General features: G+C 67.4%; 19 protein-coding genes. 9 read left to right on the forward strand and 10 right to left on the reverse strand.

What is annotated here, in order from left to right:
* Positions 1–33: 33 nt before the first annotated feature.
* From B0B01_RS08275 to secG, 7 genes are all read right to left on the reverse strand, one after another.
* Positions 34–1,338 carry an NAD(P)/FAD-dependent oxidoreductase gene (locus tag B0B01_RS08275; protein ID WP_076650126.1) on the reverse strand — a complete coding sequence of 435 codons (1,305 nt, stop codon included), beginning with the start codon at positions 1,336–1,338 and terminating at the stop codon, positions 34–36.
* Positions 1,339–1,450: 112 nt separating this feature from the next.
* Positions 1,451–2,818: a glutamine synthetase family protein gene (locus B0B01_RS08280; protein ID WP_076649425.1), complete on the reverse strand. Its 1,368-nt coding sequence runs from the start codon at positions 2,816–2,818 to the stop codon at positions 1,451–1,453.
* Positions 2,818–3,495, reverse strand: coding sequence for a type 1 glutamine amidotransferase (locus tag B0B01_RS08285; RefSeq protein ID WP_076650127.1), 678 nt, complete (start codon positions 3,493–3,495; stop codon positions 2,818–2,820). The genes B0B01_RS08280 and B0B01_RS08285 overlap by 1 nt, the downstream gene beginning before the upstream one ends.
* 89 nt (positions 3,496–3,584) lie before the next feature.
* On the reverse strand, positions 3,585–4,049 hold the full coding sequence (locus B0B01_RS08290; RefSeq protein ID WP_076649427.1) for a tellurite resistance TerB family protein: 465 nt from the start codon (positions 4,047–4,049) through the stop codon (positions 3,585–3,587).
* Between the two features lie 33 nt (positions 4,050–4,082).
* Entirely contained in the window at positions 4,083–4,598 is a 516-nt protein-coding gene (locus tag B0B01_RS08295; protein ID WP_327082984.1) for a tellurite resistance TerB family protein, read from the reverse strand.
* Positions 4,599–4,706: 108 nt separating this feature from the next.
* Positions 4,707–6,353, reverse strand: coding sequence for a CTP synthase (locus B0B01_RS08300; protein ID WP_076649429.1), 1,647 nt, complete (start codon positions 6,351–6,353; stop codon positions 4,707–4,709).
* A gap of 193 nt (positions 6,354–6,546) precedes the next feature.
* Positions 6,547–6,954 carry a preprotein translocase subunit SecG gene (gene secG / locus B0B01_RS08305; RefSeq protein ID WP_076649431.1) on the reverse strand — a complete coding sequence of 136 codons (408 nt, stop codon included), beginning with the start codon at positions 6,952–6,954 and terminating at the stop codon, positions 6,547–6,549.
* A gap of 175 nt (positions 6,955–7,129) precedes the next feature.
* On the opposite strand from secG, the gene B0B01_RS08310 reads away from it, so the two are divergent.
* Both B0B01_RS08310 and B0B01_RS08315 read left to right on the forward strand, forming a co-directional pair.
* Positions 7,130–8,425, forward strand: coding sequence for an adenylosuccinate synthase (locus B0B01_RS08310; RefSeq protein ID WP_076649433.1), 1,296 nt, complete (start codon positions 7,130–7,132; stop codon positions 8,423–8,425).
* Positions 8,425–8,667: a DUF2842 domain-containing protein gene (locus tag B0B01_RS08315; RefSeq protein WP_076649435.1), complete on the forward strand. Its 243-nt coding sequence runs from the start codon at positions 8,425–8,427 to the stop codon at positions 8,665–8,667. The genes B0B01_RS08310 and B0B01_RS08315 overlap by 1 nt, the downstream gene beginning before the upstream one ends.
* 151 nt (positions 8,668–8,818) lie before the next feature.
* Here the strand turns inward: B0B01_RS08315 and B0B01_RS08320 are convergent, their stop codons facing one another.
* Positions 8,819–10,255, reverse strand: coding sequence for a hypothetical protein (locus B0B01_RS08320; RefSeq protein WP_143733028.1), 1,437 nt, complete (start codon positions 10,253–10,255; stop codon positions 8,819–8,821).
* A gap of 114 nt (positions 10,256–10,369) precedes the next feature.
* On the opposite strand from B0B01_RS08320, the gene B0B01_RS08325 reads away from it, so the two are divergent.
* The gene (locus B0B01_RS08325) at positions 10,370–11,074 is read left to right on the forward strand and encodes a thiamine diphosphokinase (RefSeq protein WP_076649438.1); all 705 of its coding nucleotides are present in this window, start codon (positions 10,370–10,372) and stop codon (positions 11,072–11,074) included.
* A 9-nt stretch (positions 11,075–11,083) separates the two neighbouring features.
* On the opposite strand, the gene B0B01_RS08330 is transcribed toward B0B01_RS08325, so the two are convergent.
* Positions 11,084–12,457, reverse strand: a complete 1,374-nt coding sequence (locus B0B01_RS08330; protein WP_076649439.1) for an L-serine ammonia-lyase — start codon at positions 12,455–12,457, stop codon at positions 11,084–11,086.
* 239 nt (positions 12,458–12,696) lie between these two features.
* On the opposite strand from B0B01_RS08330, the gene rpiA reads away from it, so the two are divergent.
* The 6 genes from rpiA (at position 12,697) to B0B01_RS08360 (ending at position 19,311) form a co-directional block, all read left to right on the forward strand.
* Positions 12,697–13,485, forward strand: a complete 789-nt coding sequence (rpiA, locus tag B0B01_RS08335; protein WP_076649440.1) for a ribose-5-phosphate isomerase RpiA — start codon at positions 12,697–12,699, stop codon at positions 13,483–13,485.
* A gap of 12 nt (positions 13,486–13,497) precedes the next feature.
* Positions 13,498–14,871 carry a glutathione-disulfide reductase gene (gene gorA / locus B0B01_RS08340; RefSeq protein ID WP_076649441.1) on the forward strand — a complete coding sequence of 458 codons (1,374 nt, stop codon included), beginning with the start codon at positions 13,498–13,500 and terminating at the stop codon, positions 14,869–14,871.
* A 74-nt stretch (positions 14,872–14,945) separates the two neighbouring features.
* Positions 14,946–16,178 carry an FtsH protease activity modulator HflK gene (hflK, locus tag B0B01_RS08345; RefSeq protein ID WP_076649442.1) on the forward strand — a complete coding sequence of 411 codons (1,233 nt, stop codon included), beginning with the start codon at positions 14,946–14,948 and terminating at the stop codon, positions 16,176–16,178.
* A complete protein-coding gene (gene hflC, locus B0B01_RS08350; RefSeq protein WP_076649443.1) occupies positions 16,178–17,386 on the forward strand; it encodes a protease modulator HflC in 1,209 nt (402 codons plus the stop codon). The genes hflK and hflC overlap by 1 nt, the downstream gene beginning before the upstream one ends.
* Positions 17,386–17,586, forward strand: a complete 201-nt coding sequence (locus B0B01_RS08355; RefSeq protein ID WP_076650129.1) for a DUF2065 family protein — start codon at positions 17,386–17,388, stop codon at positions 17,584–17,586. The genes hflC and B0B01_RS08355 overlap by 1 nt, the downstream gene beginning before the upstream one ends.
* Before the next feature lie 297 nt (positions 17,587–17,883).
* A complete protein-coding gene (locus B0B01_RS08360; protein WP_200805411.1) occupies positions 17,884–19,311 on the forward strand; it encodes a Do family serine endopeptidase in 1,428 nt (475 codons plus the stop codon).
* Positions 19,312–19,387: 76 nt separating this feature from the next.
* On the opposite strand, the gene fzlA is transcribed toward B0B01_RS08360, so the two are convergent.
* On the reverse strand, positions 19,388–20,053 hold the full coding sequence (gene fzlA / locus B0B01_RS08365) for an FtsZ-binding protein FzlA (protein ID WP_076649445.1): 666 nt from the start codon (positions 20,051–20,053) through the stop codon (positions 19,388–19,390).
* Positions 20,054–20,083: the final 30 nt, after the last annotated feature.

Consider the following 20,083-nt stretch of genomic DNA (forward strand, 5'->3'; position numbering starts at 1 on the left):
ACCGCCTGTGGGTGGCGGCATCGCGGACCGCCCTCAGACCCCGATCCGGTCGCGCAGGCGATACCAGCTCATCGCCAGCGCAAGCAGCGGCACCCGCAGCCGCCCGCGGCCCGGAAAGGCAGGGGCGGGCAGGGCGGCCATGGTGTCGAACCCTTCGGCCTGCCCCCGGATCGCATGCGCCATGAGCAGCCCCGCATGGGTGGCCATGCCGACGCCGTGCCCCGAATAGCCCGATGCCGACATCAGGTTCGGCGCAAGCCGCGCAAGCCAGGGCATCCGCCGCATGGTGATCGCCAGCGTTCCGCCCCAGGCATAGTCGATGCGCACGTCGCGCAGATGCGGAAAGATCCGCAGCAGGCGCCGGCGCACGAGCCCCGCGATGTCCTGCGGAAAACGGTAGCCATAGGTTTCGCCGCCCCCGAAAAGCAGCCGCCCGTCGCGGCTCAGGCGGAAATAATTCACCACGAAACGGCTGTCGCTCACGGCGATGTTGCGGGTCAGCACCTGTTTCGCACCGGACCCGAGCGGCTCGGTCGCGACGATGAAATTGTTGATCGGCATGACCCGCGCCGCGACCCGGGGCGAAAGCCGGTCGAGATAGCCGTTGCAGGCCAGGATCGCATGATCGGCGCGGACCTCGCCATATTCGCTCCGCACCAGCACCTGCCGGCCCGGTTCGATGTCCCGCACATGGGTCATCTCGCAGATTCGGACCCCCGCCGCCGCGGCGGCGCGCGCCAGCCCGCGCGCATAGTTCAGCGGATGCAGATGGCCCGCCCCCCGGTCCAGAAGGCCGCCGCGGTAGGATGGCGAGGGGCAGAGCGCCCGGCTGCGCCCGGCGTCGAGAAACTCGATGTCCTCGTATCCGTAGCGGTGGCGCAGATGCGCGCCATATTCGCACAATCGCTCCAGCTCGGCCCGGCGCGTCCCGGCATGGAGGATCCCCGGCGCAAGGTCGCAGTCGATCCGGTGGCGCGCGATCAGGGCCCGGACAAGCGCCTTGGCGGCCTCCGCATGGTCCCAGAGGCGCCGCGCATCCGCGTCGCCGACCAGCCGCTCGAGCTCGTCCTGGTCCATGCCATGCCCGCTGCCGAGCTGTCCGCCGTTGCGCCCCGACGCGCCGAAGCCGACACGATGCGCCTCGAGCAGAACGACACGAAAGCCGGCCTCGGCCAGATGCAGCGCCGCCGAAAGCCCGGTGTAGCCCGCACCGATGATGCAGACATCGGCGCGCAGGTCGCCCTCCAGCGGCGCAAAGGCCGGGAGCGGCACGGCACTCGCCGCATACCAGCTTTCGGGCAGCCTGCCGCGCCTGTCATTGGCAAAAAGCAGCTTCATCCGCAAACTCCGCCCGGCGGCCTTGGTGCGCGCCCCCCGGGTCTTCTTCTGGCTGTAAATATCCATATCCTGCCGCCTGCCGTCCCTCGGTGAGGCCGGGAACGGGCCGCGGTCAGACGTTCAGAAGCAGGTGCTCACGCTCCCACGGAGAGATGACCTGCAGGAACTCGTCGTATTCCGCCCGCTTGAGGACCGAATAGACGCGCGAGAATTCCGGCCCCAGAATCTCGTGCAGGTCGCGGGCCTCCTCGAAAAGGTCGAGTGCCTCGCCCAGAACCCTGGGAATGTCGCCTTCTCCCGCATAGGCATCGCCGCGGAATTGCGGGCGCGGGCGCCGCTCCTCGATCAGCCCCATATAACCGCAGGCGAGGCTCGCCGCGATCCCGAGATAGGGGTTGCAGTCCATCCCGGCAAGCCGGTTCTCGATCCGGCGCGCCTCGACCGTGGAAAGCGGAATGCGGATGCCGGTCGTGCGGTTGTCGCGGCCCCATTCGAGATTGATCGGCGCCGACTGGTCCCGCACGTAGCGCCGGTAGGAATTCACATAGGGCGCCAGCACCGCAACCACTTTCGGCAGGTGGCTCTGCAATCCGGCGATGAAGTGGAAGAACGCGTCGGTCTCCCCGCCATGGGGGCCCGCGAACAGGTTGCGCCCGCTTTCCATGTCGAGGATCGAGTGATGGATATGCATGGCGCTGCCGGGTTCGTCGGCGATCGGCTTGGCCATGAAGGTCGCGAAACACCTGTGCCGCAGCGCGGCCTCCCGGATCAGCCGCTTGAAATAGAACACCTCGTCGGCAAGCTTTACCGGATCGCCGTGGCGCAGGTTGATCTCGAGCTGGCCGGCGCCGCCTTCCTGGGTGATGCCGTCGATCTCGAAACCCTGCGCCTCGGCGAAATCATAGATGTCGTCGATAATCGGGCCGAACTCGTCCACAGCCGACATGGAATAGGCCTGCCGCGCGGCGGCCGGCCGCCCGGAGCGCCCGATCATCGGCTCGATGCTTTTCGCCGGATCCAGGTTCGGCGCGACCAGGAAGAATTCCATCTCCGGCGCCACCACGGGTTTCCAGCCCTGCGCATGATACAGCGCCACCACCCGCTTCAGCACGTTGCGCGGCGCATATTCGATGGGGCGGCCCTTGCGGTCATAGGCATCGTGGATGATCTGGAGCGTGGCATCCGCGGTCCAGGGGGCGGCGGTCGCGGTGCCGAGGTCGGGCTTCAGGATCATGTCGCGTTCGATGAATCCCTCCTCCCCCGCCGCCTCGCCCCAGTCGCCGGTGATGGTCTGGAAGAACAGGCTGTCGGGCAGGTGGAAATACTCCTGCCGCATGAATTTTCCGGCAGGCATCGCCTTGCCCCGCGCGATGCCGGGCATGTCGGCGATGATGCATTCCACCTCGTCCAGGTGCCGCCCCTCGATATAGGCCCGCGCCGCCTCGGGCAGGGCCTCGGGCCATTGATCGCCTGCGGACATCAGCCTTCCTTGCGCCGCAGGAAGTCGGCCATCATCCGCGCAATGGCCGCGCTGTCGTTGGGCTTGCCGAATTCGGCGCGGGCGGCGGCAAGCTGCGGTTCGGGCACCACCCCGGTGCGCGCCCGGATCAGCCCTTCGATATAGGCATCATCGAATTCGGGATGCGGCTGGATCGTCAGCATCGAATCGCCGTAGCGCAGCATCGCATGGGGGCAGAAGGCGCTGCTCCCGATCACTTCGGCCCCTTCGGGAAGCCGGGTGACCTGATCCTGATGCCAGGCATTCAGGAACACGGGCTTGCCGTTCAGGACATATTCGGAGCGCCCGACCGCATAGCCGCCCGGGTATTTCTCGACCTTGCCGCCAAGCGCCTGGGCGATGATCTGATGGCCGAAACAGACCCCGACCAGCGGGCGGCCGCTGTCATGGATGGCGCGGATCAGGGCCTCGAGAGGCGCGATCCAGGGCAGGTCGTCATAGGCGCCGTGGACCGAGCCCGTGATCAGCCAGCCGTCGGCGTCTTCGGGCCCGGCGGGGAACTCCATGTCGAGCACCGCCCAACTGCGGAATTCGAACCCATATCCGGCGAGCAGATGGCGGAACATGTCGTCGTAATCGCCAAGCTTTGCGGCAAGTTCGGGCGCGGCGCGGCCCGCCTGCAGGATACCTATCTTCATCGTCATGCTTCTTTGTTCAGACATGGGCGCAGGGCACTGATTCGCAGCGCTCCGCCCGGATGACATATGCCATGGATCCGGCCGGCAGGTCAGGCCGAATCATCGCCTTCCCGCGGCAGTCGGGCATTCGCGGCGCGCTGGCGGGCCAGCGCGCTGTCCACGTCGCCGATGCCGAGCAGCCGCACCACGAGCCGCACCAGCGCATCTTCATCCGCCGTATGCGTGCCGTCGGCCAGCGCCACCTGCCAGAGCGCCTCGACGATCTGCAGGCGCTCGTCATGGGGGATGGCGTCCTTGATCGCGCGGGTGAACCGGACCGTGTCGGGGGCTTCGGTCTCGAGCGTTTCGGCCTTGCCGCGCAGGGCGATGGCCTCGAACGGGGACAGCCCGTAGCGCATGGCGAGGATATGGCCGATGCGACTCCGCTCGGCCTCGGAATATTCACCGTCGGCCCGCGCACAGCGCACCAGCAGCGCGGCCAGCGCAAGCCGGGCGTCGCTTTCCGGCAGAGGCGCGGGGGTGCCGGTCAGACGGTTGAGGAAATCGGAAAACATGGGACGATGCGGATGCTCTCTGCGGCAGGGGCGCTATTGGTGACCGGTCCGGCCGGCTCCGGTCTCAGCGCCCGCCTCGGTTGCGTCGGTTACGGAGCCGGCCTGGTTTTCGGCGCGCTCGCGGGCACGGGCGCTGTCCAGCCGGCTCAGCCCCATGGCCTTGCGGGCCTTTTCCACCATGCGCAATTCTTCTTCGCGGATAGTGTCGCCGGCCAGCAGAACCTCCCACAGCGCATCCAGCGTCGCCAGCCGCGTGTCGAGTTCGGTGGTCTCGCGGATCAGCCGCGCAAAAGTGTCGGTTTCGGGGGCGACGGCATGAAGCTTTTCGCAGGTTTCGCGCAACCGCGCCGCTTCGGCCGGGCCCAGCCGGAACCGCTGCGCGAGGATACGCTCCACCAGCGCCATCTCGGCGGCCGAGCCCTCGCCATCGGCGCGCGCGACGCGCACCAGAAGCGCACCGATCGCCATGCCGGTGTCGGAGGCGGGGAGGTCATCCTCCGGGTGGTCGGCGCGAAAGGCCGCGAACAGCTTGTTCAACATGAGCGCCATGCTATCCGCGCCGCACGCCCCCGCCAAGCGCGAAGCCATCACATTCCGGTTTGCGCTCGTGCCGGGCCGGTTGCGCTTCAGGCGCTGCAGCGGAGCACGCATCACGTATCACACAAGGCGCGAGGCGGCGATGGCCGCGCGCACGAAATCGGCGAACAGCGGATGCGGAGCAAAGGGCTTGGATTTCAGTTCGGGATGGAACTGCACGCCGATGAACCAGGGATGATCGGCCCATTCCACCGCCACGGGCAGTTGATCGTCGGCGGACATGCCGGAAAACCGCAGCCCCGCCTGTTCCAGCCGCTCACGATAGGCGGTGTTGACCTCGTAACGGTGGCGATGGCGTTCGCTGATGTGCTCCGTCCCGTAAATCTCCGCCACTTTCGAGCCGGCGGCAAGCACCGCCTCGGATTCGCCAAGGCGGATCGCTTCGGCAAATTCGCCCGAACCCTCCGCCGCGTCACCGCAGGGGCCGTCGGCCGGGCCATGGGCCGAGCGGTGAATCACCGCCTCGATCCGGGTGTTGCCGCTTTCGCGGATGAATTCTTCCGACCCGGCCGTCGGCAGCCCGGCAACATTCCGCGCCGCCTCGAGCACCGCCATCTGCATGCCGAGCGAGATGCCGAGATAGGGCAGCTTGCGTTCGCGGGCGAACTGCGCGGCCTTGATCTTTCCCTCGGTGCCGCGCTCGCCAAAGCCCCCCGGCACCAGAATGGCATGAAAGCCCGACAGATGCGCCGCCGGATCCTCGCGCTCGAAAAGCTCGGCCTCGACCCATTCGATCTGCACCCGCACGCGGTTCGCCATGCCGCCGTGAATGAGCGCCTCGGCGATGGATTTATAGGCATCCTCAAGCTGGACATATTTGCCGACGATGGCGACCCGGACCGTGCCTTCGGGATGTTCGACCCGCTCGGCCACGTCGCGCCAGCGGTCGAGCTGCGGGCGCGGGGCCGGGGTGATGCGGAACGCATCCAGCACCGCCTGGTCCAGCCCTTCGCGGTGATAGGCCAGCGGCGCCTCGTAGATGGATTTCAGATCATGGGCGGCAATCACGGCATCGGGACGCACGTTGCAGAACAGGGCCAGCTTTTCGCGCTCCTTGGCCGGGATCGTCTGTTCCGAACGGCAGACGAGGATATCGGGCGCAAGGCCGATGCTGCGCAGTTCCTTGACGCTGTGCTGGGTCGGCTTGGTTTTCAACTCGCCGCTGGCCTTGATGTAGGGCAGCAGGGTCAGGTGCATGAACGTGCACTGGCCGCGTGGCTGTTCCTGCGAAAACTGGCGGATGGCCTCGAGAAAGGGCAGGCCCTCGATGTCGCCGACCGTGCCGCCGATTTCGCAAAGCATGAAATCCACCTCGTCGGCGCCGATGCGGATGAATTCCTTTATCTCGTCGGTGACATGGGGAATCACCTGGATCGTCTTGCCGAGATAGGCGCCGCGCCGCTCTTTCTCCAGCACGTTGGAATAGATGCGCCCGGCGCTGATCGAATCGCTGCGCCGCGCCGCGACGCCGGTGAAGCGTTCGTAATGGCCAAGGTCGAGATCGGTCTCGGCCCCGTCGTCGGTGACGAAGACCTCGCCGTGCTCGAAGGGGCTCATGGTGCCCGGATTGACGTTCAGGTAAGGGTCGAGTTTGCGCAGGCGCACCGAATAGCCGCGGGCCTGCAGAAGTGCCCCGAGCGCCGCCGAGGCGAGCCCCTTGCCAAGCGACGAGACGACACCGCCGGTGATGAATATGAAACGCGCCATTGCTGTCGGCTGCCCCCGTGACGTGTGGATTCTTGTGGCCCTGACCGGTCGGGAAAACCGCGGCATCACGGGATTTCACCAGTAAGGGATTTGCTTGGGGCGCGCAAGGCGAGGCGGAAAAAAGCAGCCGCAAAGGCCGCGGCCGGAGCCGCCCCGAAATGCGCGGAAATGTTGGCGGGTTCCCGCGCGGCCGTCAGTCGTCGGCGCGCGGGGTGAGCGGTTCGTCCGTATCGGGCGGGCTGCCGTCAGTGGCGCTGCCGGAATCGGGGGCGGTCGCTGTCGGCGGCGGCAGCAGGTCGTCGCCCAGCGGCGCTGTCGGCGCCGTCGCATCCGGCTGCGCGCCCGATGTGCCAAGCCGGTCGACCACCGATCCGCCGGTGACACCATCGGCCGCGAGGACCGTCAGATAGATCGAGGTGCCGAGAAAGGCGATCGCCAGCACCCATGTCACTTTTGCAAGCGCGGTTGCCGCGCCGCGGCTCGTCATGGCGCCGCCGCCACCGCCGATGCCAAGCCCCCCGCCCTCGGAACGCTGCATGAGGACCACGCCGATAAGGCCGAGGGCCAGAAGAAGATGGATGGTGAGAACGATATTTTCCATGAAGACCTGCGGCGGCTCGATGTCGAGGCGCTGTCTAGGCAAGAATGCGGCCCGGGGCAAGAGACGACTGCGGCGCCGTCGCTGCGGAGCACGGAGAGTCCCGCGAAAGATTGCGGTTTTCCCGGTCGGCGGGCAAGGTTATAGGGAGAGGGCGGTTTGAGGGAACAGATAAGATATGGCCAATGTCGTCGTTGTCGGCGCCCAGTGGGGCGACGAGGGCAAGGGAAAGATCGTTGACTGGCTGAGCGAGCGCGCCGATGTCATCGTCCGGTTTCAGGGCGGGCACAACGCCGGGCATACGCTGGTCGTCGACGGCACGGTTTACAAGCTGAACGCGCTGCCCTCCGGGGTGGTGCGCGGCGGCAAGCTGAGCGTGATCGGCAACGGGGTGGTGCTCGATCCCTGGCATCTCGTGCGCGAGATCGAGGCGATCCGCGCCCAGGGCGTGACCATCGACCCCGAAACCCTGATGATCGCGGAAAACACGCCGCTGATCCTGCCGATTCACGGTGAACTCGACCGCGCGCGAGAGGCGGCGGCGAGCAAGGGCACCAAGATCGGCACCACCGGGCGCGGCATCGGGCCGGCCTATGAGGACAAGGTGGGGCGCCGTTCGGTGCGGGTTGCGGATCTCGCCGATCCGGCCACGCTCGAGGCGCGGATCGATCGTGCGCTCCAGCATCACGACCCGCTGCGCCGGGGGCTCGGGATCGAGCCGGTGGACCGCGATGCACTGCTGGCCGAGCTTCGCGCGATCGCGCCCGAGATCCTGCAATATGCGGGGCCGGTCTGGCGGGTTCTGAATGAAAAGCGCCGTACCGGAAAGCGGATCCTCTTCGAGGGGGCGCAGGGGGCGCTGCTCGACATCGACTTCGGCACCTATCCGTTCGTCACCTCATCGAATGTCGTCGCCGGGCAGGCGGCGACCGGGGCCGGAATCGGGCCCGGTGCGATCGACTTCGTGCTTGGTATCGTCAAGGCCTATACCACGCGCGTGGGCGAAGGGCCGTTCCCGACCGAACTGTCCGACCCGGACGGGCAGCGGCTGGGCGAGCGCGGGCGCGAATTCGGCACCGTCACCGGACGCCAGCGCCGCTGCGGCTGGTTCGATGCGGTTCTCGTGCGCCAGACCTGCGCGGCCAGCGGCGTGAACGGCATCGCCCTGACCAAGCTCGACGTTCTGGACGGGTTCGAGACGCTGCGGATCTGCACCGGCTATGACCTTGACGGCGAGCGGCTCGATTACCTCCCGACCGCCGCCGACCGGCAGGCGCGTTGCCGGCCTGTCTATGAAGAGATGCCGGGCTGGAGCGAAAGCACCGAAGGCGCGCGATCCTGGGCGGAACTGCCGGCCAATGCGATCAAATACGTGCGCCGCGTCGAGGAACTGATCGATTGTCCCGTTGCGCTCCTGTCCACATCGCCCGAGCGCGAGGACACGATCCGGGTCACCGATCCCTTCGCCGACTGATGGCGCTCGGTTACAAGGCCCGTCGCCGCTGGTCGCTGGTGATCCTGGTGATCGGGCTTCCGGTTTATATCATCGTCGCGGTCACCATCATGAGCCGTCTGGACCGCCTGCCGGTCCTGGCGGAGCTTGCGGTTTATGTCGCGCTGGGCGTGCTCTGGGCGCTGCCGTTCCGCTTCGTCTTCCGCGGGATCGGACAGGCGGATCCGGAGGCAGAAAAAGACCCCGGCCAGCCGGACCGCTGATCCCGGGCCGCGCGACCGGGCGGCTCCGGCGGCTCTCCCGGTGCGGGGTGAAGACAGGGCAGTTCGCGCCGATGCCAGCCTGGGCGCTGTTGCCCCGCGCGGAATGAAGGATTCAGGAAAAGCGTCGGTCGATGGCGGCGATCGTGGCGTGTCAGGCGGTTCCGGCGCGGTCCTCCCTGCCCGGGGGCGTGCGGCCCGCTCCGGAGCGTGGTGTCGCCTGCCCGTTCAGCGCCGCCGGTGCCACACGGCGGGGGCGGACCGGGCGGGGCTCCGGCCGCGCCGGATCGACGCGCTGTTCCGCCACGAGCCGGAGCGGCGGAAGCTGGGCATCCATGTCCGGCCGGGCGCTTTGCACATGCGTCCCGTCGAGCACCGGACGGCGCGGGCGGATGACCTCGGCCAGGTCGGCGCGATAGGCGGTGCTGCCGTCCGTTTCCGGCCCCGCGTCGGGTTCGATGCGCTTGTGCGCCACGGCGGCGCGCATCTGTTCATAGGCTGCATGGTTCGACGCGGTGCGCTGCTCGCCCATGCGCGAATCGGCGGCCTCGGCCAGCCGCGCAAGCTCGGTCTCCCGCGGCGGCGCGGCGGAACCGGTTTTCGCACCCCCGTCCTCCTCCATCCCGTTGCCGCAGGACGGCGTCGCGCGCAGGGGCATGGTGGCCTCGGATTCGGTGGTTCCGGTCCCGATGGAGTCGGGCAGGCTGGCGGTGACGACCGGGAGGAGCCTGTGGCGCTGCACGGTCTCGACGATTTCGGCCTCGAAACAGGGCAGGTCCGCAGGAGTCGCCATGTCGCTGCCCGCAGCCGCCGCGGGATCGGGAAGGTCATCGACCCGCGTCCCTTCGGCCTCGTTCCGGGCGGGATCGTCGGTTTGCGCGCTCTCCTCGCCGTGGCGAGGGGCCGCCTGCGGGGCTGTCATGTCCGGGTGCGCCGGTGCTGGCGGAATACGAATGCCATCGCCAGGCGGGGGTGGCGCACTGCCGGTTGCCCCGTCGCTGTCCTCGTCGTTCCCCGGCAGGGCCGGCGGCGTGACCGGGAGCGAAGCCGTTTCCGGCGATGCCGGCATGTCGGGATCGGCCGCGATTCCGGGCGTCGGAATCTGGTCCGCCATATCCAGCCGCGCGAAAATCCCGGCCAGTTCCTCGTCGGCCCGTTCGTCCGGGGCCTCGACACCGGCTTCGTCCTCGTGTTGCAGGGCGGTGCCGATGTCCTGGGCGACGGTGCTCACGAAGATGTCTTCGGGCTCGTCCTCGCAAAGGGCGTCGTCGGGCGTGTCGCTCCGGGCGACCACCGCGCGGATGCGGCGCAGCCGTTCGGCGATGCTGTCGATCCCGCGCACGCCGCCGGGTCCCGTGGGATTGTCCTCCATCGCGCCTGGGGCAGAGGGCCGGTGCATCGAAAAGGCTGCTAATCCGGCGGCCTGCGCCTCGGGCGTCATCATTGGCGCGCCGAATCGGGGCTCTTCCCCGGCGATCCTGCGGAAATGGTCGGCGACCTCTTTCATTGCCCCGACGGAATCGTCGAATCCCTCGAGCGTGCAGGAAAATGTGCCGTAGGAGACCGTGAGGATCCTGTTGCTCTGCGCCATGGGATGGCCCATCCTTCGTTCGACCGCGATTCCGCGCGCTCACCCGTGTGAAAGTAGAATGCTTTCAGGGCGATAATGTGACCCCTTCCCGAACAAATGGTTAATGCGATCCCGATGAACGAGCCGAGTCAAGCCGCGCAGCCGGTAATCGTCACGAGTGCGCAGCCTGTCACGCTGATCGGGGGCGGGCCGCTCGGGCATGAGGATCTGCGCCTAGCGCTTGCCCATGCGCCGCTCCTGGTCGCCGCCGACGGCGGTGCCCATGCGGCGCTTGCGGCCGGCCATGTGCCCGAGGCGGTGATCGGGGATCTCGATTCGGTCGGCACCGGCCTGCCGCGCGGCATCACCCCGGAGCGGATGCACCGGATCGCCGAGCAGGACAGCACCGATTTCGACAAGGCGCTGCGCAACATCGACGCGCCGCTGGTGATCGGGGTCGGGTTCTGCGGCGGGCGGCTCGATCACCAGTTCGCGGCCTTCAGCACGCTGCTGGAACAGGCGGCGCGCCCCTGCATCCTTCTGGGAAGCACCGATATCGTGTTCCATGCGCCGCCAGCGCTGCAGCTTGATCTCGTGCCGGATACGCGGGTGTCGCTGATGCCGCTCGTGCCGCTTGGCGGGCGGTCGCGAGGGCTGCGCTGGCCGATCGACGGGCTCCGCCTCGCGCCGGGCGGGCGGCTCGGCACCTCGAACCGCGCCACGGGCCCGGTCACGCTCGATATCGACGGCGAGGGGATGCTGGTCGTGCTGCCGCGCGCGGAGCTCGGCGCCGCGGTGGCCGGGCTTGCTGCCGCCCGGGATGCGGGGCGGCAGCGTTGAGCGGAAGGCTCAGCAGTTCGGCACGTTGACCGCAAGGCCGCCGAGCGCGGTTTCCTTGTATTTCTCGCTCATGTCCTCGCCGGTCTGGCGCATGGTCTCGATACAGGCATCCAGCGACACGAGATGCTGCCCGTCCCCGCGCAGGCTGAGCGAAGCGGCGGTGACGGCCTTGACCGCGCCGAGGCCGTTGCGCTCGATGCAGGGCACCTGCACGAGCCCGCGGATGGGATCGCAGGTCATGCCAAGATGGTGTTCCAGCGCGATCTCGGCCGCGTTCTCGACCTGTTCGGGGGTACCGCCCATCACCGCGCAGAGTCCGGCGGCGGCCATGGCCGATGCGCTGCCGACCTCGGCCTGGCAACCGGCCTCGGCCCCGCTGATCGAGGCGTTGTACTTGACCAGCCCGCCGATCGCCGCCGCCGTCAGCAGGAAATCCTCGACCAGCGCGGCATCGGCATTGGGCACATGGTCGAGATAATAGCGCAGCACCGCGGGCACCACGCCCGCCGCGCCGTTGGTCGGGGCGGTGACGACCTGGCCGCCGGCGGCGTTTTCCTCGTTCACGGCCATGGCATAGGTGCTGATCCAGTCATTCACCACGTGGGGGATGACGACGTTCTTGCCATGCTCGGCCTGCAGCGCCTTGTGGATGTCACCGGCACGCCGGCGCACGTTGAGCCCGCCGGGCAGGATGCCGCCACCGTCGAGGCCGCGGTCGATGCAGTCGTTCATCACCTGCCAGATCCGCGCCGTGCCCTTGTGGACATCCTCGGCGCTGCGGCGGCTGGTCTCGTTCTCGCGCTTCATCTCGGCGATGCTCTTGCCCGACTGGCGCGCCATGTCGAGCATCTGGGCCGCCGAATGGAACGGGTAGGGGACGGGGGGGCCGTCCTCGGTATCCTTGCCGGCGGCAAGTTCGGCCTCGGTCATGACGAAACCGCCGCCGATCGAATAATAGGTCTCTTCGAGGATGACCTTTCCATCCTTGTCGGTCGCCATCAGGATCATGCCGTTCGCATGGCCGTGCAGCTTGCGCTTGTAGTCGAAGATCAGGTCCTGTTCCGGGTCGAAATGCAGCGTTCCGAGCCCCTCCGGCGTGACCTGGTGGGTGTCGCGGATCTCCTGCAGCGTCCTTTCGGCGGCCTCGGCATCATAGGTCTCGGGGTGGAACCCGGCGAGCCCGAGGATCGTGGCGCGGTCGGTGGCATGGCCGACCCCGGTAAAGGCCAGCGATCCGTGCAGCGAGGCGCGCAGCCCCGCGAATTCGAGCGGTGACGCGCGCATCAGGTCAAGAAACCGCGCGGCGGCGACCATCGGTCCGATCGTGTGCGAAGACGACGGCCCGATGCCGACCTTGAACATGTCGAAAACCGACAGAAACATTGTTAGCCTCTCAATCTTGTGCGCCTGCGGCCCTGGCCTTCGCGGGCGTTCGGTGCAAGCGGCATGTTGCGGGATGACGATCTCCCCCCCGCGCGGGGCGGTCCGGGGCTCCTCCTCTCGTCCTGCGGCGCACTATAGTGCATCGTGCGGGCAATAACAGGGGATTTCGGGGCGCAATTGCGCCTCGCACCCGGCGCACAACTTTCCTATAAGCGGGCGGGATCACGAGCGGAGTTGCCATGAGCGAACAAATGTCGCCGGCTGACCGGGCCAAATACGCAGCCGCGCACCGCGCGGCCGCTTTCGTCGAGGACGGCATGCGCGTCGGGCTCGGGACCGGCAGCACCGCCGCCTGGCTGGTGCGCAGCCTCGGGCAGCGGCAGCGCGACGAGGGGCTGCGCTTTCGGGCCGTGCCCACATCGCAGCGCACGGCCGAACAGGCCCGCGAAGAGGGGATCGCCCTTGTCACGCTGGAAGAGGCGGGCTGGCTCGATCTCACCATCGACGGCGCCGACGAGTTCGACGCCGAATTCAATCTGATCAAGGGCGGCGGCGGGGCGCTGCTGCGGGAAAAGATCGTCGCGGCCGCCAGCGAGCGGATGATCGTGATTGCCGACATCGGCAAGGAGGTCGGCCGGCTCGGCGCCTTTCCGCTGCCGGTCGAGGTGATCCCGTTCGGCTGGCAGGCCACGCAGCGGCTGATCGAGGAAACGCTCGAGGCGGCGGACGTGCTCGGGCGCGAGGTGCGGCCGCGCCTTGCCGGCGGACAGCCCTTCGTTACCGACGAGGGCAATTACATCCTCGACCTGCATCTCGGGCGCATCGGCCAGCCGCGCCGCCTTGCCATGGTGCTGAACCAGATTCCCGGTGTGGTTGAAAACGGGCTGTTCGTTGATATCTGCGACATGGTCATCGCCGGATATGCCGATGGGCGGGTCGAACTCCGCGATCGCGATCGGGGCGCCAGCCAACAGGACAACATAGAGCTGCCCCGGCCGGGCAATCTGTTTTCGGATATTGCGGAATGAGGGTTTCAGCGGATGAGTTTTGATTTTGATCTTTTTGTCATCGGCGGCGGCTCCGGCGGGGTGCGGGCTGCCCGGGTTGCGGCCGGCGAACACGGGGCAAAGGTCGGGCTGGCCGAGATGGACCGCTACGGCGGCACCTGCGTGATCCGGGGTTGTGTCCCCAAGAAGCTGATGGTCTTTGCCTCGGGCTTCGGCGATGTCGTCGAGCGCGCGAATGCCTATGGCTGGGATTACGGCGGCGGGCCGTTCGACTGGTCCCGCTTCCGCACCCGGCTCGAGGGAGAGCTGGAGCGGCTCGAGGGCGTCTATCGCCGGCTGCTGAAGGAATCCGGGGTCGAGACCTTCGATGCGCGGGCGCGGCTGCGCGATCCGCATACGGTCGAACTTTCCACCGGCGAGACCTTCACCGCGAAACATGTCCTGATCGCAAGCGGCGGCCGCGCGGTTCGCCCGGCGCTCGACAATGCGGGCCTTGGCATCGTTTCGGACGACATCTTTCATCTGGACCGGCTGCCGGAGACGATCCTGATTCTCGGCGGCGGCTATATCGCCTGCGAATTCGCCTGCATCCTGCACGGGTTGGGGGTCGGGGTGACGCTCTATTGCCGGGGGGACCAGATCCTGCGCGGATTCGACGACGAGGCGCGCGGCCTCATCGCCGAACAGATGCGCGCGCGCGGCATCGAGATCCAGACCGCCACGAATATCGCGGCGCTTGCGCCGGCGGATGGCGGCGACGGCGGCAGGGGGGCGCTGCGCGTCACCGCGACCACCGGCGGGGAGCGCACCTTCGATAGGGTGCTTTTCGCCACCGGCCGGGCGCCCAATACGCCCGATATGGGGCTTGAGGATGTCGGGGTCGAGCTTGGCGCGCGTGGCGAGATCCTCGTGGACGAATACAGCCAGACCGCCGTGCCCTCGGTTTATGCGATCGGCGACGTTACCGACCGGATCAATCTTACCCCGGTGGCGATTCGCGAGGGCATGGCCTTTGTGCGCACGGTCTTCGGCGGCACCCCGACCCCGGTCGATCACGAACTTGTGCCCTCTGCCGTCTTCACGCAGCCCGAGATGGGCACTATCGGGTTGAGCGAGGAAGAGGCCCGCGCGCAGGGTCCGGTCGAGATCTACGCGACGAGCTTTCGTCCGATGCAGACGTCCTTCATCGACCGCCCTGAAAAGGTGCTGATGAAACTGGTGGTCTGCAGCGAAACCCGCCGCGTGCTCGGCTGCCACATCGTGGCGCCGGATGCGGGCGAGATGATCCAGCTTGCGGGGATCGCGGTCAAGATGGGAGCGACCAAGGAGGATTTCGACCGCGTTGTCGCCGTGCATCCGACCATGTCCGAAGAAATCGTGACCTTGCGGGCTCCGGTGCGGAGTTGAACGCGCGGCGCGGATGCAGGATTAGGAACACAATGGCGCGCTGATCTGCGGCCGAGAGACAAGAGGATGACCACATGGCGGGTAATGGTGATGGTCCCTGGGGTGGTGGCGGCGGATCGTCTGGCGACGGTTCGGGGCATCGCGGCAAGGACGAGGGCGGCGGACGCGACCGTCCCGACGGGGCGCGCCCCGGCGGCGGGCGGCCGCATCCGCCCGAGATCGAGGAACTGATGCGCCGCGGCCAGGACCGGCTGCGGGTGCTGATGGGCGGGCGCGGCGGCAACGGCGGCCTGCCCGGCGGCGGCAGCGGCGGGGGCGGCTTTGTCCCCCATTTCAGCCGCGGCACCATTGCCATCGCGGCGCTCGTGGCGGCGGGCATCTGGGCCTTTGCGAGCTTCTACACCGTGAAACCCGAAGAACAGTCGGTCGAGCTTTTCCTCGGGCGCTATTCCGGGATCGGGGAGCCGGGGCTGAACTTCGCGCCCTGGCCGGTCACCACCTACGAGGTGGTCAATGTCACTTCCGAGCGCACCGAGAACATCGGTTCGGAACGCACCAGCGACACCAGCGGGCTGATGCTGACCACCGACGCCAATATCGTCGATATCGACTTTCAGGTGGTCTGGAACATCAGCGATCCGGCCAAGCTCCTGTTCAACATCGCCGATCCGCAACTGACCGTTCAGGCGGTGTCGGAATCGGTCATGCGCGAGATCATCGCCGCGTCGCGCCTCGCGCCGATCCTGAACCGCGACCGCGGCATCATCGCCGATACGGCCATGAGCAACATCCAGGCGACGCTTGACGATTACGACAGCGGCATTCGCGTGGTGCGGGTGAACCTCGACAAGGCCGACCCGCCGGCCGAAGTGATCGACTCCTTCCGCGAGGTGCAGGCGGCCGAGCAGGAACGCGACCGGCTCCAGCGGCAGGCCGACGCCTATGCGAACCGGGTTCTTGCCGAGGCGCGCGGGAAGGCGGCGCAGGTTCTGGAACAGGCCGAGGGTTATCGGGCCAGCGTCGTCAACGAGGCCATCGGTGAGGCGAGCCGGTTCCTGTCGGTCGCGGCCGTGTTCAACCAGGCGCCCGAAGTCACCCAGCGCCGCCTCTATCTTGAGACCATCGAGCGGACGCTGGGCAAGGTCGACAAGATCCTGCTCGACGATGCGATCGGTGGCGGCGGCGGGCAGGGGGTTCTGCCCTATCTGCCGCTCAATGAACTGCGCCGCTCGACCGGCAGCACGAGCGGAAGCGCCGCCAGCAGTACCCAGTCCAGCGGCAGTTCCGCAAGCCAGGAGGCCAACTGATGCGCAAGTCCCTGTTTGTCATTCCGGTGCTGTTCGTCGCGCTGCTGGTCGGGTTCGCCTCGCTTTTCATCGTCGACGAGCGGGAAAAGGCGCTGGTGCTGCAGTTCGGCCAGATCCGCCAGGTGGTGGAAAAGCCCGGCATCGGCTTCAAGCTGCCGTTCATCCAGCAGGTGGTGAAATACGACGGGCGGATCCTGTCGCTCGATACCGAGACGATCGAGGTGACGCCGTCGGATGACCGCCGCCTCGTGGTCGATGCCTTTGCCCGCTATCGCATTTCCGATGTGGTGCGGTTCCGTCAGGCGGTCGGTGCCGGTGGCATCCGCATTGCCGAGGACCGGCTGTCCTCGATCCTGAATGCCCAGATCCGCGAGGTGCTTGGTGCCGATCAGGTGACGTCGGACACGATCCTTTCGCCGGAGCGCCGTGACCTGGCGCTGCGCATCCGCTCGCAGGCCCGCGCCAGCGCCGAGGGGCTCGGCATTGACATCGTCGATGTGCGGCTCAAGCAGACCAACCTGCCGCAGCAGAACCTGGATGCGACCTTTGCCCGGATGCGGGCAGAACGGGCGCGCGAGGCCGCCGACGAGGTGGCCCGCGGTAACGAAGCCGCGCAGCGCGTGCGCGCGGCCGCCGACCGCACCGTGGTCGAGACCGTATCGAACGCCGAGCGCGAAGCGCAGATCACCCGCGGTGAGGCTGATGCCGAACGCAACCGGGTCTATGCCGAGGCGTTTGGTGACAATCCCGAATTCTTCTCCTTCTATCGTTCGCTCAGCGCCTTCGAGCGCAGCCTGAAGCCTGAGAATTCGACCCTCGTGGTTTCGCCTTCGAGCGAATTCGCCGGACCGCTGTTCGAGGCGATCCGCGCCGAGGGGCTGAGCGAGGTGTCGCTCGACAACGTCGATCTCGACAAGCTGCGCGACCTTGCGCCCGAGGCCGAGATCTCTCCCGAGCTTCCGGTCGAGGAGCGCCAGCGCCTCCTGGAGGATGCGGATGCCTTGAAATCCGGGCTGGACGAGCTGGAATCCGAGATCGACGAGACCGAACCCCAGGCCGCGCCGGAAGCCGATGGCGAAGGGTCCGATGCCGGCGACCCAGGCGCCGCAGCGCCCGCGCCGGCAGAGCCGGATGCACCGGATGCGGGTGAAACCTCGACCGAGGCGCCGGGCGTCGAGGCGCCCGAGCCGGATGACACCGGCCAGTGATCGGGGCACTTGCGCTCGCCATCGGGCTTATCCTGGTGGTCGAGGGGCTGGTCTGGGCGCTTGCGCCCGGACTGGTCGAGCGCATGCTGATCGCGCTCCGGGCGCTGCCCATGGGCGCGAGGCGCCAGTTCGGCGCGCTTGCGGTGGTGCTCGGGTTGCTTCTGCTCTGGCTCGCGGATCGGCTGGGCGCGCTGCCCTAGGGCCGGAAGGGCGGCGATCCGGCCCGTCGTGCCGCGCCGCCTTGTGCGCGACCTCATACGCAGCCGGTGGCGCGCGATGCGCGGTTGCCGGCACGCGGAATCACAACCGCTTGATGATGTGCAATATTCCTTTCGGGCCAGATCGCCGCGTCTAGATTATGCTTGCAAATGAACAGACGGCCGAACCGCGCGAGTGGCGAGCCGCCGCTTTCATCCAGAGGAGGAGGCTCCAAAGTGCATTCACAGTCAGAGACATCGAGGATAACGCCGGGACGGGCCGCATTGCTGCGGTCATGGATGGTCTGGCTTGCCGCGCTGACGTTCCTGGTTGTTCTCGCGCAGGCCGCGGTCGCGCAGGCGAGGCCCGAGAGCCTTGCCCCTCTCGCGGAAAAGATCAGCCCCGCCGTGGTCAACATCACCACCACCACCATGGTCGAGGGCCGCAGCCTGCCCGAGGGGATCGTTCCCAAGGGCTCGCCCTTCGAGGATTTCTTCCGCGAGTTCCAGGAACGGCACGGCCCGCAGGATCGCCCGCGCCGCTCCAACGCGCTGGGCTCGGGCTTCGTGGTGTCCGAGGACGGTTACGTCGTGACCAACAACCACGTGATCGAGGGCGCCGACGAGATCCGGGTCGAATTCTTCAATGGCAAGGAGCTTGCCGCCGAAGTGATCGGGACCGATCCGAACACCGACATCGCCCTGCTCAAGGTGGAGGGCGACGAGGCGCTCCCCTTCGTCAGCTTTGCCGACAGCGACACCGCAAGGGTGGGGGACTGGGTTCTGGCCATGGGCAACCCGCTTGGCCAGGGATTTTCCGCCTCGGTCGGGATCGTTTCCGCCCGCAACCGGGCGCTGACCGGGTCCTATGACGATTACATCCAGACCGATGCGGCGATCAACCGCGGCAATTCGGGCGGGCCGCTTTTCAACATGGATGGCGGCGTGGTCGGGGTGAACACCGCGATCCTCTCGCCCAGCGGGGGCTCGATCGGCATCGGATTTTCCATGGCCTCGAATGTGGTGTCGCGGGTGGTGGATCAGCTCAAGGAATTCGGCGAGACCCGCCGCGGCTGGCTTGGCGTGCGGATCCAGGACGTGACCGAGGACGTGGCCGAGGCGATGGGGCTCGACAAGGCGGCCGGCGCACTGATCACCGATGTTCTTGAAGGCCCCGCCGAAGAGGCCGGGCTCAAGTCGGGCGATGTGATCGTCAACTTCGACGGCGTCGATGTCAGCGACACGCGCGCGCTGGTCCGCCAGGTCGGCGACAGCGAGGTCGGCAAGTCGGTGCGCGTGGTGGTCCAGCGCGACGGCAAGACCAGAAGCTTCAAGATCAAGCTCGCGCGCCGCGAGGACAGCGAAGACGCCGTGCCGGCCGCATCGCGGGACCAGCAGGCGCCGTCGCAGGAACAGGGCGAGGTTCTGGGCATGACGCTCCGCGCTCTCACCGACGACATGCGCGGTGAACTGGGCATCGGCGCCAATGTCGAGGGGCTCGTGGTGTTCGAGGTCGACGGAGCAAGCGAAGCCTCGGAAAAGGGCATCAGCTCGGGTGACGTCATCACCGAGGCCGGGCAGCAGAATGTGACGAGCGTTGCCGATCTGGAAGCGGGAATCGAAGCCGCGAAGGAAGCCGGGCGCAAGTCGATCCTGTTGCTCGTGCGGCGCGGTGGCGATCCGCGTTTCGTCGCCCTTTCGGTCGAGGACGGCCCCGGCGCGGATTGATGAGGCGCGACCCCGAAAACGAAAGGCCAGCACCCGGTGCTGGCCTTTTTTTCATCAGCGCCCGCAATGGGCCCCGTCAGAAATCGAGATCGGCGTAATGGGGCGGCGGGCGGAAGCCCGGAATCTGGTCGGCGAGGATCGAGCGGAAGGCGGGGCGCGACTTGATCTTGGCATACCAGTCCTTGACGGTTGCCGAGCGGTCCCAGTCCACATCCGAGATATAGTCGAGCGATGACAGATGCGCGGCCGCGGCGAAATCCGCAAGCGTCATGGTGTCACCGGCAAGCCAGCGCCGGTGATCGAGCAGCCAGGCCATGTAATCCAGGTGATACTTGATCGCCCGCGCGCCGGCCTTGACGTTGCGGCTGTCCGGGTAGCCCTCGCCGGTCACCTTCTTGTTGACCCGCTCATAAAGGAGCTTGGACGTCACCTCGTTGTGGAACTTGTCGTCGAACCAGCCGACCAGCCGGCGCATTTCATAACGCGCCTTGGGCTCGCGCGGTATCAGCGGCGGATCCGGGCGCGTTTCGTCGATATATTCGCAGATCGCCGTGCTTTCGGCCATCATCAGCCCGTCGAATTTCAGCACCGGAACCTTGCCGGCCGGATTGCGGCGAAGGAAATCGGGATCCTGCTCCCAGTAATGTTCCTCGACAAGCTCGACCTCGATCTTCTTTTCCGCGAGGCAAAGCCGCACCTTGCGGCAGAAGGGCGAGAGCGGCACATGAAACAGTCGGGTCATCGGGGTCCGTAAACTGGCTGATCCAGCCCC

It is taken from the genome of Pontibaca methylaminivorans, from assembly GCF_900156525.1.
GTDB lineage: Bacteria > Pseudomonadota > Alphaproteobacteria > Rhodobacterales > Rhodobacteraceae > Pontibaca > Pontibaca methylaminivorans.

Coding starts and splice junctions, on each gene's coding strand:
- B0B01_RS08300 (WP_076649429.1), bottom strand. CDS start 6,353: ATGGCGCGTTTCATATTCATCACCGGCGGTGTCGTCTCGTCGCTTGGC.
- B0B01_RS08325 (WP_076649438.1), top strand. CDS start 10,370: ATGAACGAGCCGAGTCAAGCCGCGCAGCCGGTAATCGTCACGAGTGCG.
- B0B01_RS08330 (WP_076649439.1), bottom strand. CDS start 12,457: ATGTTTCTGTCGGTTTTCGACATGTTCAAGGTCGGCATCGGGCCGTCG.
- B0B01_RS08320 (WP_143733028.1), bottom strand. CDS start 10,255: ATGGCGCAGAGCAACAGGATCCTCACGGTCTCCTACGGCACATTTTCC.
- B0B01_RS08295 (WP_327082984.1), bottom strand. CDS start 4,598: ATGGCGCTCATGTTGAACAAGCTGTTCGCGGCCTTTCGCGCCGACCAC.
- B0B01_RS08310 (WP_076649433.1), top strand. CDS start 7,130: ATGGCCAATGTCGTCGTTGTCGGCGCCCAGTGGGGCGACGAGGGCAAG.
- secG (WP_076649431.1), bottom strand. CDS start 6,954: ATGGAAAATATCGTTCTCACCATCCATCTTCTTCTGGCCCTCGGCCTT.
- B0B01_RS08290 (WP_076649427.1), bottom strand. CDS start 4,049: ATGTTTTCCGATTTCCTCAACCGTCTGACCGGCACCCCCGCGCCTCTG.
- fzlA (WP_076649445.1), bottom strand. CDS start 20,053: ATGACCCGACTGTTTCATGTGCCGCTCTCGCCCTTCTGCCGCAAGGTG.
- B0B01_RS08275 (WP_076650126.1), bottom strand. CDS start 1,338: ATGAAGCTGCTTTTTGCCAATGACAGGCGCGGCAGGCTGCCCGAAAGC.
- rpiA (WP_076649440.1), top strand. CDS start 12,697: ATGAGCGAACAAATGTCGCCGGCTGACCGGGCCAAATACGCAGCCGCG.
- B0B01_RS08360 (WP_200805411.1), top strand. CDS start 17,884: ATGGTCTGGCTTGCCGCGCTGACGTTCCTGGTTGTTCTCGCGCAGGCC.
- B0B01_RS08280 (WP_076649425.1), bottom strand. CDS start 2,818: ATGTCCGCAGGCGATCAATGGCCCGAGGCCCTGCCCGAGGCGGCGCGG.
- hflC (WP_076649443.1), top strand. CDS start 16,178: ATGCGCAAGTCCCTGTTTGTCATTCCGGTGCTGTTCGTCGCGCTGCTG.
- B0B01_RS08285 (WP_076650127.1), bottom strand. CDS start 3,495: ATGAAGATAGGTATCCTGCAGGCGGGCCGCGCCGCGCCCGAACTTGCC.
- gorA (WP_076649441.1), top strand. CDS start 13,498: ATGAGTTTTGATTTTGATCTTTTTGTCATCGGCGGCGGCTCCGGCGGG.
- hflK (WP_076649442.1), top strand. CDS start 14,946: ATGGCGGGTAATGGTGATGGTCCCTGGGGTGGTGGCGGCGGATCGTCT.
- B0B01_RS08315 (WP_076649435.1), top strand. CDS start 8,425: ATGGCGCTCGGTTACAAGGCCCGTCGCCGCTGGTCGCTGGTGATCCTG.